14 protein-coding genes are annotated in these 12156 nt (G+C 55.0%); 7 read left to right on the top strand and 7 right to left on the bottom strand.

The window, feature by feature from the left end:
• Positions 1 to 173: 173 nt before the first annotated feature.
• Positions 174 to 1589, top strand: a complete 1416-nt coding sequence (locus ACAF76_RS12975) for a sigma-54 interaction domain-containing protein (RefSeq protein ID WP_400163990.1) — start codon at positions 174 to 176, stop codon at positions 1587 to 1589.
• A 259-nt stretch (positions 1590 to 1848) separates the two neighbouring features.
• Here the strand turns inward: ACAF76_RS12975 and ACAF76_RS12980 are convergent, their stop codons facing one another.
• Positions 1849 to 3072 (bottom strand): MDR family MFS transporter, encoded by a 1224-nt coding sequence (locus ACAF76_RS12980; protein ID WP_400163991.1) that lies wholly within the window; start codon positions 3070 to 3072, stop codon positions 1849 to 1851.
• A 360-nt stretch (positions 3073 to 3432) separates the two neighbouring features.
• On the opposite strand from ACAF76_RS12980, the gene ACAF76_RS12985 reads away from it, so the two are divergent.
• Entirely contained in the window at positions 3433 to 4314 is an 882-nt protein-coding gene (locus tag ACAF76_RS12985; protein WP_400163992.1) for a LysR family transcriptional regulator, read from the top strand.
• A 4-nt stretch (positions 4315 to 4318) separates the two neighbouring features.
• Here the strand turns inward: ACAF76_RS12985 and ACAF76_RS12990 are convergent, their stop codons facing one another.
• Together ACAF76_RS12990 and ACAF76_RS12995 are read right to left on the bottom strand one after the other, a co-directional pair.
• On the bottom strand, positions 4319 to 4984 hold the full coding sequence (locus ACAF76_RS12990; protein WP_400163993.1) for a phosphatase PAP2 family protein: 666 nt from the start codon (positions 4982 to 4984) through the stop codon (positions 4319 to 4321).
• 88 nt (positions 4985 to 5072) lie between these two features.
• Positions 5073 to 5531 carry a DUF188 domain-containing protein gene (locus ACAF76_RS12995; RefSeq protein WP_400163994.1) on the bottom strand — a complete coding sequence of 153 codons (459 nt, stop codon included), beginning with the start codon at positions 5529 to 5531 and terminating at the stop codon, positions 5073 to 5075.
• Positions 5532 to 5614: 83 nt separating this feature from the next.
• On the opposite strand from ACAF76_RS12995, the gene ACAF76_RS13000 reads away from it, so the two are divergent.
• Positions 5615 to 5929 (top strand): hypothetical protein, encoded by a 315-nt coding sequence (locus ACAF76_RS13000; protein ID WP_400163995.1) that lies wholly within the window; start codon positions 5615 to 5617, stop codon positions 5927 to 5929.
• 82 nt (positions 5930 to 6011) lie between these two features.
• Here ACAF76_RS13000 and ACAF76_RS13005 read toward each other — a convergent pair whose 3' ends face one another.
• On the bottom strand, positions 6012 to 6950 hold the full coding sequence (locus ACAF76_RS13005; protein WP_400163996.1) for a S8 family peptidase: 939 nt from the start codon (positions 6948 to 6950) through the stop codon (positions 6012 to 6014).
• 189 nt (positions 6951 to 7139) lie between these two features.
• Here ACAF76_RS13005 and ACAF76_RS13010 point away from each other — a divergent pair, with 189 nt between their 5' ends.
• Complete coding sequence (locus tag ACAF76_RS13010; RefSeq protein ID WP_400163997.1) at positions 7140 to 7364, top strand: stage VI sporulation protein F; 225 nt, start codon at positions 7140 to 7142, stop codon at positions 7362 to 7364.
• Positions 7365 to 7486: 122 nt separating this feature from the next.
• Here the strand turns inward: ACAF76_RS13010 and ACAF76_RS13015 are convergent, their stop codons facing one another.
• The 3 genes from ACAF76_RS13015 to rnz form a co-directional block, all read right to left on the bottom strand.
• Entirely contained in the window at positions 7487 to 7582 is a 96-nt protein-coding gene (locus ACAF76_RS13015) for a sporulation protein YjcZ (RefSeq protein WP_400163998.1), read from the bottom strand.
• A 121-nt stretch (positions 7583 to 7703) separates the two neighbouring features.
• Positions 7704 to 8360 (bottom strand): YitT family protein, encoded by a 657-nt coding sequence (locus ACAF76_RS13020; RefSeq protein ID WP_400163999.1) that lies wholly within the window; start codon positions 8358 to 8360, stop codon positions 7704 to 7706.
• Positions 8361 to 8481: 121 nt separating this feature from the next.
• Positions 8482 to 9435, bottom strand: a complete 954-nt coding sequence (gene rnz / locus ACAF76_RS13025; RefSeq protein WP_400164000.1) for a ribonuclease Z — start codon at positions 9433 to 9435, stop codon at positions 8482 to 8484.
• 121 nt (positions 9436 to 9556) lie between these two features.
• Between rnz and ACAF76_RS13030 the strand changes: the two genes are divergently transcribed.
• The 3 genes from ACAF76_RS13030 to ACAF76_RS13040 are packed head-to-tail and all read left to right on the top strand — an operon-like array spanning position 9557 to position 12152.
• Positions 9557 to 10555 carry an ABC transporter substrate-binding protein gene (locus tag ACAF76_RS13030; protein WP_400164001.1) on the top strand — a complete coding sequence of 333 codons (999 nt, stop codon included), beginning with the start codon at positions 9557 to 9559 and terminating at the stop codon, positions 10553 to 10555.
• 6 nt (positions 10556 to 10561) lie between these two features.
• Positions 10562 to 11359 carry an ABC transporter ATP-binding protein gene (locus ACAF76_RS13035; RefSeq protein ID WP_400164002.1) on the top strand — a complete coding sequence of 266 codons (798 nt, stop codon included), beginning with the start codon at positions 10562 to 10564 and terminating at the stop codon, positions 11357 to 11359.
• Positions 11346 to 12152 (top strand): ABC transporter permease, encoded by an 807-nt coding sequence (locus ACAF76_RS13040; RefSeq protein WP_400164003.1) that lies wholly within the window; start codon positions 11346 to 11348, stop codon positions 12150 to 12152. The genes ACAF76_RS13035 and ACAF76_RS13040 overlap by 14 nt, the downstream gene beginning before the upstream one ends.
• Positions 12153 to 12156: the final 4 nt, after the last annotated feature.

Here is a 12156-nt window from a genome sequence, read left to right on the forward strand (position 1 = left end):
CTTGCTCTATCTCTCTATTCAAGAATGATGCCAACGCGACGCTATGCGAAAGATATGCGTTTCGCCTGCGAGGTGCGCAAAAAATTTTTGCGTTTTGACGCATGATTATTTTGCTGCAAAATGTTTTTGCATCTGTTCCTGTGGTAAGATCAAGCTATACAGAAAGGTCGGTGATGGCAATGACAGCCCTAAACAAACAGCCTGATCCAGAGCGGATGCTGCGCATCTACGAGCAGATCATCAACGAAATTGGCGAAGGCGTCCATGTGATCGACGCCAGCGGGACAACCATTCTTTATAATCGCAAAATGACGGAGTTGGAAGCGATGGCGAGCCAAGACGTACTGTACAAGCCGCTCACCGATGTGTTCGAGTTTCCCCACGGGCAGCAGAGCACGCTGATTACGGCGCTTGCGTCCGGAAAAAGCATCCGCAATACGCGGCAGACGTATTTTAACGACAAGCGGCAGGAGATCACGACGATCAACCATACACTCCCGCTATTTGACAACGGCACTATTATCGGCGCGGTGGAGATCGCCAACGACGTAACCAAGATGGAGCGGCTCCTGCGGGAAAACATGCGGGAGAAAAACGGTGCACGCTTCACGTTCGGGCAAATCGTCGGGAGCAGCACTGCGATCCAGGAGGTCATCGCCAGCGCGAAACGGGCGGCACGCACTTCTTCCTCGGTGCTCGTCGTCGGCGAGACCGGAGCGGGCAAGGAGTTGTTCGTACAAAGCATCCACAATGCCAGCCAGCGCGCAGCCGGACCGTTCATCTCGCAAAACTGCGCCGCCCTGCCCGATACGTTGATCGAGAGCCTGCTGTTCGGGACCGCGCGAGGAGCTTTTACGGGCGCTATGGAGCGGCCGGGACTGTTCGAGCAGGCTGAGGGCGGCACGCTGTTTCTCGATGAAATCAATGCGCTTAGTATGCCTCTGCAGGCCAAATTGTTGCGCGCCCTGCAGGAGAAGACGATCCGCCGCATCGGTGATACGAAGGATCGGTCCATCGATGTGCGCATCGTCGCGGCGATCAACGAAGACCCTGTCGACGCCATTGCCCAGCAGCGACTGCGCAAGGACCTCTACTACCGCCTGGGCGTCGTCACCTTGTTTGTCCCTCCGCTGCGCGAGAGAAAGGAAGACATCCCTACGCTTGTCGAGCACTTCATCGGCAAGTACAACCCGCTCTTTCAGATGGAGGTCACAGGTGTTGCGCAGCAGGTCATGTCCGTCTTTATGCAGCACGATTGGCCGGGCAATGTCCGCGAGCTCCAGCATGTGATCGAAGGGGCGATGAACCTGATGGGACAGGAGACGATGATTTTGCCCGAGCATCTGCCCCCGCATTTCTTGCGTCGCGAGCCGGCGATCGTTCAGCGGATGCCAAAAGACTCTTCGCTCCACCCTGGCGAGGCGATCCTTCCCTGGAAGGAAGCGCAGGAGGCGTTTGAAGCGCAGTATCTGCAGCAAGCGCTGGACGCCTGCGGGGGAAATATTACCCAGGCTGCGCACAAACTGCAAATCAGCCGGCAAAGCCTGCAATACAGGCTGCGCAAGCTGGGCCTGCAAAAGCGCCTGTAGACGCGAGAAGCGACAAGCCTGCAAAAGAAAAAAGCCTCGCTGTGTCAACAGCGAAGCTTTTTTGTCCCTCTCTATGCGTAAATGGTAACAATTTCCGTGATAACAACCATGGCGAAGACGGCGAAACCGAAAGAACCCATGACCAGCAACATGCGTTTCAGCTTTGTCAGATCTTCCATCAAAAAAACCTCACTTTCATCCATCAACGTCTCTGTGCAAACGCCTCTACACTATATACGAACGAAAGTGGAAAAAGGTTTCACACAGCTCCACCTTTTTGTTGCACCCGTCCCTTGCCGACCGAGCTGGCTTCCTGCTCCATGCGAAGCAACTGCCAGGCGACGAGCAATCCGACGACGAGACACATGCTCCACGGCATCCAATCCATTTGCAGTTGCTTGGACAGGTCGTAGACCCAGCCGCCGGCGATCTGCCCCAAAGAGCCGCCGATCGCGACGGAGTAGCCGTTGAATCCGTAGTACGCGCCTACCAGCTCTTTGGGAGCAAACTGCGGCACCATTTCCACGATATTGGGGACCGCAATCATCGTGCCGAGCGCGTAGAGAAACACATTGATCAGCATCAGCCAGAGAGAGTCGGCAAAGGTGAGCAAAAACAGTCCGGCTCCCATGACCAGTGTGCCGATGCCGATGAGCGCGAGCTTTTGCTGGTACCCTTCCAGCCAGCGCGTCACTTTCATCTGCAACACAATGACCGACAGCGAGACCGTAGACAATACGACCCCGACGAAAAACTTGTCGCCGGTGACGTCCTCGACAAAACGCGGAATGGTCAAAAAGATTTGCATGCTCAGGTAGTAATGTCCCATCAACACAATCGTGAAACGGACGAATTTGCGGTCCTTGAGTACGTGGCTCATGCTCTGCCAGACGCTGTACCTCGTATTCTTCGCCTCGATCGGAGGCAACAAAACCAGCACGATTACGGCCATCGCGGCAAAGACGCCCCCGGAAAACACGGAGAGGTAGAAAAAGTCGACGGTCGACAGCAGCGTTCCGACCAATTGCGAGCCGACGACCCCGATATTGCCCAGTACATTGCGGAAGGAGAATACTTCCTTTCGCACATTCTCCGGCGTGTGCACGGCAAAGGCAGCAGAAACAGACGGTTCAAACAGCGAACCGCCCAGACCGGACAGGATGGCAGCGACGAAAAAATGCCAGGTTTCCGTACAGTAGGCAAACATGCCAAACCCGACAGCCCTGACAGCCATGCCGATTACCATCGTTCCCTTGTATCCAAACAGGTCGGCTACCGCGCCGCCCAAAAATGCGAAGCCTTGCTGAGAAAACTGCCGGACGCTCAACACCAGCGCTGCCATCGCCAACGTCCAGCCGATACTTCCCGTCAAGTGCAGGGTAAGGTATGGAACCAGTGCATAAAACCCCAAATTCATCATAAAAGAGGTAGAGAGCAGCAGCTTCACTGCAAATGGCGTCTCCCTCCACACTTCCCGTTTCATTCGTTACCCCTCGCTCCCATATAATCCCGTTAAACTAAGATATTCTCAGCTTAAAGAAGTGCATTTCATTTGAGAAACGAACAATTTTGTATATGGTAATCAATAATTTCGATAAGGTCTGCTCTCAACCTATCGAACGCTCTGCCGCCCTGCCCTGCGCGGTGGGCTCGTTTTGCCTTCCTGCCTCGTTTTGCTCTATGATAAAAGGAACACTCGTACACACATACTCTTCCTTTCCTCCTGCATCGTCCAGGACAGAAGAGGGCAAAGTTATTTTTTCTGTCACGGGAAAAAGGACTTCACCGCGTTATAGCGAAGTGTTACCTTATCTGACTGAAGAATAAGAGGGATTTTACTTGTATGGACTTTGAACAACTTCGAGCTTTTTACACACTGGCCCAAACGAAAAACTTTACCAAGGCGGCAGAGATGCTTCACCTTGTGCAATCTACCGTAACGATGCGCATCAAGCAACTGGAGGAAAAAGTGGGCAAGCCCCTGTTTGTGCGCGACAAGCGAAGCGTGGAAATCACACAGGCAGGGCTCACCCTTTTGCCATATGCGGAACGGATTTTACGGCTCTCCCAGGAGGCGTTGAACGAAGTCGCCTCCCTGCAGCCTTATGAGGACTACTTGTCCATTGGCAGTCTGAACTCGATCTGGACCTCTACGCTGGAACCGATTCTCAAGGAGTACCACGCACGCTATCCGCACATTGCCATCAGCACCAAAACCGGACACTCCTCCGATGTCATCCAGTATTTGCTCGACAATGTCATTCAGATTGGCATCGTTTACGTACCGCCTTCTCTGCCGAATTTTGAAGTAATCCCGACCTGGGAAGACGAAGTCGTGCTCGTCTGCTGTCCGAACGGTCCCTTTGCCACTGTCAGCGAAGTGCATACGCGCGAACTGCGCAACCTGCCGCTTCTCTACATGAACTGGGGACCTCCGTTTAACGAGTGGATCAGGCAGACGCTGCCGCGCAACTATATGCCGAGACTGCACGTCGACAAGGCGGAGTTGGCGATCGATTTGATCAAGGAAGGACTGGGCGTCAGCCTGTTGACCCGCTCCGCCGTGAAAGCCGATCTCGCCGCCGGCAACCTGAAGGAGCTGACGTTGGTCGGCGACAAGCCTCCCAAGCGCTCGGCTTACATCGTCCTGCCCCGGGACAAAAAGAACAAGCCCAGCGTCGAAAAATGGCTGGGCTTGATGAAGGAATTCGGCTATTCAACCTAGCTGGCTACGACCTCGCATCGATCGTCGGGGCAGAGGCATATGTGCCTTTGTCTTTGCCCCACCTGCCGTAGCCGTATCGAAAGAAATAGTACAATGTCAGCGCCCAGGCAAAACCGCTCAGCACGTCGCTTGCGTAATGGACGCCGAGGTACACCCGGCTGACAGGCAGCAGCAGCGCAAGCACGACGCCAGCGATCCCAAGCAGCCTCGCTCCGTTTTTATGCCGCAGCTGAAATCGAATGAGATCGAACAAGATGAGGTAAAAGGCCGAGCCGACCATGGCGTGTCCGCTCGGATACGAGTATGAGCCGGGCAAGGCGATCAAGTGTAAGCCTTCGGGCCGCGGTCTGGCGAAGTACGCCTTCATCCCTTCGTTTACAAGAAATGCCCCGAGCAGTGTCACGACGATCACAAGCGCCTCGGCACGGCAGCCTTTGCGCAGCATGACGATGGCGGTGATGATAGCCAGCGGGGCCGTGGCATAGCCTGTGCCCAAAAACGTCAGGGCTTGAAAAAATACGGTCAGCGCCTCCTGACGAATGGCGAAAGCCCAGGCAAATGCCGTCTCATCCACCACACTCCACACCCCCTGCACGTAAAACAGGAGAAACAGTGCGGATACGGCACAGCAGACAAGAGCGGATGTACGGTATACCTTGTACTGATTCATCGTTTGCGGGTTCTCCTTCCCTCTTTCACAAAAAATCTGTCGCCAGACCGGATGGCACATGCGACAGCTTCGTTTTTTCCAGACGCGCTTATCCTTGCCGTTGTTCGGATTTGGACAGCAGAAAGCGCAAGGCTTCCGCAAAGCGGGCATCATCTTCTGCCGATCGCGCTGCCGGACCGCGCGTACGGCCTCCTCCTCTGCGAAAGCGGGCTTTCAGGTTTCTCTCCTCGAGGTGAAAGTCAATCCGCTCAGGCTCGTAGATTTTTCCGTGCGGACTCAGTGCGAATGCCCGTTTTCCCAGGATCAGGGCGGCCAGACCGATGTCCTGCGTGACGACGATATCGCCTGCTCTGGCGTCGTTTGCCAGCCGCATATCGACGGCTTGCGGTCCCGCGTCGACGACGATGTGGTCAGGTCTGTCCAACTGGTGGTTGTAGCTGGCATAGGTGACGCATGGCCACTCCCATTCCTCTCCCAGCTTTTGGGCGATGGCCAAGGCTTGTCTGGGGCAGGCATCGGCATCAATCAGGATTCGAGCTTTTGACATGGGTATCCGCCCTTTCACGCGCTTTTTTCTCCCACCTGTACCCCGTTTTTGGTATGATGAAAGGTGGAGAGGAGTGAACTGCTTTGCGCTATCAATTTATCCTTGATGAACGACTCGGTATCCCCCTGCCCCACCTTCGTCTGGACTGGGAAGAGTACACGGGGGAAGAGCGTGCTGACATCCTGCTCGAATGGGAAGAGATCCGCGCGACCATTCCCGATCGGATCCTGAAAATCGAAGAAGTCATCATCGAAAAGACCCGGCAGTTGTCCGAAGAAGAAAACTTTGCGCGCTCTTGTGAATTGAACAATGAAATCCACGAATTGGCAAGCCTTATCAATGATCTTAATATATGGTTCCGCGTGCAGCAAGATCACGACACGAAAACCCATCAGTAACGACACGAAAAAACGCCTCTGTCCCCACCTTTCGCCTGGTGGAAATGGAGGCGTTTCGTTTTGTCTGTTTCGACTCTGCTGGCTAAGCCTTGCTGGTCTCCCTCTGTTTGATCCGCTGCCCGAGGCGAAGCGCCATCAGGCCCGTTACGTGCGGTGCGGCCATTGAGGTGCCGTTTAGCTTGCGAAACTGGTTGCCCGGCCACGTAGACAAAATATCGACACCAGGCGCCTTGGCATTTGCCCCTTTTCCCCGGGAGCTGAACGATGCCAGCTTCCCCTGCTGGTCGATTGCGCTTACTCCGACCACCCCGTTATAGCGGGCGGGATACTCCACCTCGCCTCCGTTGTTTCCTGCCGAGGCGACCATGACAATTCCCTTGTCGTTTGCCTTTTTCACCATGCGAGCCAGCGCTTCGCTGTATTGCGGCATGCCAAAGCTCATGTTGACGATATTCATGTCGTTGGCGATGGACCAGTTGATCGCCCGCAAAATGGTGTACAAGCTCGATTTGCCTTGCTCGTCAAAAGCACGTACGTCGTAAATATGCGCCTGTGGCGACACCCCGATAATTCCCCGTTGATTCATCGCAGCGACGATAATTCCGGCGACATGCGTTCCATGTCCGTTCATCCCGCCCTTGACGAGATTGATCCCTCCCTTGACCTGATCGCGCAGGTCAAAATGATCCCGGGATATGCCTGTATCGATCACGGCGATTTTCACGCCAGCTCCCATTCCCTTTCTCCAGCGGCGATCCGCGCCTACGTACTTCACTCCCCACGGTATCTCCTCCGCGTGTACCGACACCGAGATGTTTTCTTCCACAGAATGCTGATACCGCTCGCAAAACTTGTAAATTCGTTCGAACACCTGCGTATTGACGCACATGCACCCGAGATCGTCGAAGCAGTGCCACGGTTTGCGCTTGTCTTTTTGCGTGCGAATCCGTCCAATCCGTCCTGTCAGATCAGCCAGAATCTCCCGAAACGGCGTGTCAGGGTGAAAACTCAGTATCTTCACGTAAGTAGCCTCCTGTCATGCTTCTATCTGCCTCATCCTATGATCCTGCCCGCCCGCTGGCTGTGGGCATTTGCACACAACTTGGCAAAATGGGCGAGAAACAGCGGCATCTGTCCAGACATGTTTCGGGTTTTTCCCATATAACTGCAAGGACAACAAGTATTGCGCTGACGAAAGGAGTGCGTACCGATGGCAAAAGCAGATGATTTGCTCAAGCAAATCAACCAGAAGAGCAAGAAAAAAATGACGATGGGCGACATCAAAAATCTCGCAAAGGGCTACTCGAAAAAGGATTTAAAGGATGACAAAAAGCTGCAGGAGCTGATCAAAAAGCTGGGGAAAGCAGTCGGTGTCCAATTGAGCGACAAACAAATCTCCACAGTCAAAAAACAGGTGAAAGACCGCCTGCTGTAAGACGCAAAAACACGAGGCTTCGCCAGACGAGTGGCGAAGCCTCATGTTTTTTGCAAGCAACAAAAAAGAGGGGAGGAGTCCATCCCCCTCTTTTTTGTACATTCGTATTCAGAAGTAACGACTTAGTCGCATGCACACGCAACAATCGTCAGCAATACGAACAGCACCAGCACCAAGGCAAAGTCGTCAAAACCAAAACCGTTGAATACGCTACTCATTCGCTTTCCCTCCTTTTCAACAACTAGTCATACTGTATGAGCAAGGCTCCTGGCATGATTGGACCAAAGCCCATGCACGCGCCCATTTTGGGATATGTGATGGTGTTGTTGAAAAAGGAGACTAGCTTGCTTTTTGCTCGATCCGCTCTGCCATGCCGTATGGCTTGCGCATGAGCGTCTCCCAGAACAGGATGGTTCGCTGGATCATCGGCCCAGTCAGCAGGGCGATCAGGACCGTACCGACAGATACCGGTCCGCCCAGCGAAGCCCCTGCGAGCAGCACGGTGACTTCAATGATCAACCGGACGCGCTGAATGCTCCAGCCAAGCCGCTCATTCATCGCCAGCATAAAGCTGTCGCGCGGCCCTGCGCCCAGGCGAGGCGAAAGGTACATGCCGATCCCCACCGCCATAATCACCATGCCCAGGCTGAACAGCACGATTTTTTGAAACATCGTTTCCCCCTGTGGAATAAGATCCAGCCAGAGGATCAGATCGAGAAACGTACCAAAACAGAACATGTTTAAAAACATCGGAAACGACGGCTTGATTTTGGCGATGACATACGAGGAGACAATGACAATCACTCCGACGATCTGCGACCAGATGCCAATCGTCAACCCAAAGGTCATTTGCAGGCCGATGTGCAGCGTATCCCACGGGGCGACACCGAGATTGGCTTTAATCGACAGCACTGCTCCAAAAGCCCCTACAAAAAGGCCCAGGACAAACATGGCATAGCGAATTGCAAGCGGCTTCCCGTTCCGTAAACCGGACACTGGTATTCACCTTTCCTCTCCTGACTACTCTCTACTGGTTGGCACCAACGATTCGACCTGCGATTCCTTCCAAAAAGCAGGCGCCGTCCTCACCGACGGCTCCTCCGGTGCTTTCTGCTCTCTATTCTCCCGCCCGCTGTCGCACACGCTTTACCGGCACGTCGAGAAAGTCTTCGGCGAGCAGCGTGTCGGGAAAAATCTCCTGGGCTTCCGCAAGCAAATCCCCCATCGTAAACGAACTGTCCTCGTTTTCGTACCGAGGACTGAAATGGGTCAAACACAACTGCTTCACTCCCGCCTCACTCGCCAAAAGCGCTGCCTCATGCGCGGTAGAGTGGCCGCTGCGCACCGCCAACTCTTTGTCGTGCTGGGCGTACGTCGCTTCATGGACCAGCAGATCGGCATCACGGGCGAGCTCCTTCACGCTTTGGCACGGTTCGGTATCGCCGCTGAAGACGATTTTGCGTCCCTCCTGCGGCGTTCCGGTAAACTCCCGACCGTCGAGCACCCGACCGTCCGGCAGCGTCACCTGCTCTCCCCGCTTGAGCGCTCCGTATAGGGGACCAGAAGGAACGCCTGCCTGCTTCGCCAGGTCGACCCGAAACGCGCCCGGGCGTTCCTTTTCCTCCACCGCATACGCAAACGAGGCGATCCGGTGTTTGGCGGGACAGCAGCGGACGATTCGCTCGTCATCCTCGTAGACGATCCCTTCATGGACGGTATGGATCTGCAACGGGTAGTGCAGGTGGACCGGGCTGGTCTCCATCACGGCGCGAAAATACCGTTCCAGTCCGGGAGGTCCGTACAGTTCGAGCGGTTTCGCGTCGTCGTTGCGCAATGAACGGCTGGCAAGCAGCCCGATCAATCCGTACAAGTGGTCGCCATGCAAATGCGTAATGAAAATTTTCTCGAGTTGGCTGATTTTCATCGGGGCGCGAAGCAACTGGTGCTGGGTGCCTTCTCCGCAGTCGAACAGCCACCACGTGCCGGCCTGCAAAAAGCGCAAGCCGATCCCGCTGACATTGCGCCGCGTCGTCGGTGCCCCCGATCCCGTTCCCAAAAATGTTACGATCAATTACCCGCATCTCCTTTATCCAGGTCGATCTCTCTTTTGTGCCTGTCCCTGTATCTAGGCATTCACCCTTTTTTCTCTGGGCGCATACGCTGACACAAACAGCACACAGCAAGGAGGGACTATGGTGATAAAACGTCTTTTTACGATCGGCGCCGCACTTGCCTTATCGTCAGTCGCCATTCTCAGCGGATGCTCCAGTTCTCCCGAAAAAATCCGCATCGGCGAAGTGACGCGTTCCCTGTTTTACGCTCCCCAATACGTTGCCATTGAAAAAGGCTTTTTCCAGGAAGAAGGGCTCGACGTCGAACTGATGACGATTCCCGGCGGCGACAAGGTCATGTCCGCCCTGTTGTCGGACGGTATCGAGGTGGCGCTCGTCGGTTCCGAAACGAGCATCTACGTCGCCCAGCAAGGCGCGGCTGACCCGGTGATCAATTTTGCCCAGCTCACACAGACAGACGGCACGTTTTTGGTCGCCCGTGAAAAAACAGACAATTTTTCCTTCGATCAGCTCAAAGACAGTGTTTTCCTCGGACAGCGAAAAGGCGGCATGCCGCAAATGGTCGGCGAATACGTGCTCAAGCAGCACGGCATCGACCCTCACGGAGATCTGGAGCTGATCCAGAATGTAGAGTTTAAAAACATCGCCGCTTCCTTTGCTGCGGGAACCGGCCAATATGTCCAGTTGTTTGAACCGGAAGCCTCCCGCTTCGAGCAGGAAGGCGTAGGCTATGTCGTCGCCTCCTTTGGCCAGGAGAGCGGTACAGTGCCCTATACCGTCTACATGGCGAAGCAAAGCTATCTCGAATCAAATGCTGACGCTATCCAAAAGTTTACCAATGCCGTATACAAAGGGCAACAATGGGTAAACAGCCACTCTCCCAAAGAAACAGCCGAAGTCATCGCCAAGTACTTCGACCAGATCAGTCCCGAAATTTTGGAAAGCTCGGTGAAACGCTACCTGGAGCAAGGCTCCTTCGCTACCGATCCGGTACTGGAAGAAGAAGAATGGAACCGGCTGCAGGACATCATGCGTGAGGCCGGAGAGCTGAATGCTCCTGCCGAATACGGCGAACTGGTAAACACAACCTTTGCCGAAGCTGCAAAAGAAGGGAAGTAGACAGCGATGAACCAGATTCCTTCTACGCCGGCCAAAATTGAACTCGGCCACGTGACCCATCTGTACCTTTCCACGTCCAGGGCTTTCATGGCGGTCAAGGATATTAACCTGCGCGTGGAGGAAGGAGAGTTCATCAGTCTGGTCGGTCCCAGCGGATGTGGCAAGACGACCCTGCTGTCTTTGATCGCCGGATTGGAGCGGCCCACGTCCGGCACGATCCTGCTGGACGGAAAGCCCGTCACCGGGACATCCCCGCAGGTCGGCTATATGCTGCAACAAGATTACCTGTTCAACTGGCGCACGATCGAGGAAAATGCCTTTCTCGGACTCGACATCCAGGGACTGCGCAACAAGGAGTCCGAAGAGTACGCCCTCCATCTGCTCGAAGAAATGGAGCTGGCCGACGTGCGCAAGGCCTCTCCGGCACAGCTTTCGGGAGGAATGCGCCAGCGGGTCGCACTGGTCCGCACGCTCGCCTGCCAGCCTGACGTGCTGCTGCTCGACGAGCCGTTTTCCGCCCTCGACTACACGACCAAGCTGAAGCTGGAGGATTTGGTCTTCACCACGCTGCGCCGCCACAAAAAAACGGCGATTCTCGTGACGCACGATCTCTCGGAGGCGATCGCCATGGGAGATCGGGTCACCGTCCTCTCGCGAAACCCGGGCGAGGTGCGCAGCGAGCTGATCGTGCCGCCGCACATCCGCGAGTCGCTGCCGTTTGCCGCACGAAATCAGGATTTGTTTCAGGAGTTGCTGCAACAGCTTTGGAAAGAGATGGAGGTGATCGCCGATGAACCGAAGTGAACTGGAGGCAGTCCATCTGGCCTATCTCCAGAAAGAAGGCAAAACGCGCCGGCGCGTGTTTGTGACGCAGACTCTGCTCCTGATCGCCTTTCTCGGGCTTTGGGAGATTCTCTCCAGAGCCAATCTGATCAATTCGCTGATCTTTAGCTACCCCTCCAAAATTGCCGGGTTGTTCTGGACGCAATTGACAGACGGGAGCCTCCTCCCCCACGTCGGAATCACCGTATGGGAGACGGTCATTGGCTTTTTGCTCGGGACCTTGCTCGGTACCCTGATCGCGACCTTGATCTGGTGGTCTCCCTTTCTCTCCCGTGTGCTCGAGCCGTATCTCGTCGTCGCCAACAGCATGCCCAAGGTGGCGCTCGGCCCGGTCTTTATCGTCTGCTTCGGGCCAGGGCTCATGTCCGTAATCGCGATGGGCGTTGCGATTTCCGTGATTGTCACGACGATCAATATTTATGCCAGCTTTCGCGAGGTCAATCCCCAGTACGTCCGCGTGGTGCAAACACTGGGCGGTAACAAGCAGCAAATTTTTCGCCTCGCGATCCTGCCCGCGACCATCCCGACGATCCTCGCCACGCTGAAAGTAAACGTCGGTCTCTCCTGGGTCGGCGTCATCGTCGGCGAGTTCCTCGTCTCGCAAAGCGGGCTGGGCTATCTGATCATCTACGGCTTCCAAGTGTTCAATTTTACCCTGGTCATGGTGTCTCTCTCCATCATCGCAGTAGTCGCCACGGTGATGTACCAAGGCGTAGCGTTTCTGGAGCGCAGACTTACCAGCCAGTTTAAATAGATAG

Origin of the sequence: Brevibacillus sp. TJ4, from assembly GCF_044627595.2 — a bacterium.
Taxonomy (GTDB): domain Bacteria; phylum Bacillota; class Bacilli; order Brevibacillales; family Brevibacillaceae; genus Brevibacillus.

Coding starts and splice junctions, on each gene's coding strand:
- ACAF76_RS12975 (WP_400163990.1), top strand. CDS start 174: ATGGCAATGACAGCCCTAAACAAACAGCCTGATCCAGAGCGGATGCTG.
- ACAF76_RS12980 (WP_400163991.1), bottom strand. CDS start 3,072: ATGAAACGGGAAGTGTGGAGGGAGACGCCATTTGCAGTGAAGCTGCTG.
- ACAF76_RS12985 (WP_400163992.1), top strand. CDS start 3,433: ATGGACTTTGAACAACTTCGAGCTTTTTACACACTGGCCCAAACGAAA.
- ACAF76_RS12990 (WP_400163993.1), bottom strand. CDS start 4,984: ATGAATCAGTACAAGGTATACCGTACATCCGCTCTTGTCTGCTGTGCC.
- ACAF76_RS12995 (WP_400163994.1), bottom strand. CDS start 5,531: ATGTCAAAAGCTCGAATCCTGATTGATGCCGATGCCTGCCCCAGACAA.
- ACAF76_RS13010 (WP_400163997.1), top strand. CDS start 7,140: ATGGCAAAAGCAGATGATTTGCTCAAGCAAATCAACCAGAAGAGCAAG.
- ACAF76_RS13015 (WP_400163998.1), bottom strand. CDS start 7,582: ATGAGTAGCGTATTCAACGGTTTTGGTTTTGACGACTTTGCCTTGGTG.
- ACAF76_RS13030 (WP_400164001.1), top strand. CDS start 9,557: ATGGTGATAAAACGTCTTTTTACGATCGGCGCCGCACTTGCCTTATCG.
- ACAF76_RS13035 (WP_400164002.1), top strand. CDS start 10,562: ATGAACCAGATTCCTTCTACGCCGGCCAAAATTGAACTCGGCCACGTG.
- ACAF76_RS13040 (WP_400164003.1), top strand. CDS start 11,346: ATGAACCGAAGTGAACTGGAGGCAGTCCATCTGGCCTATCTCCAGAAA.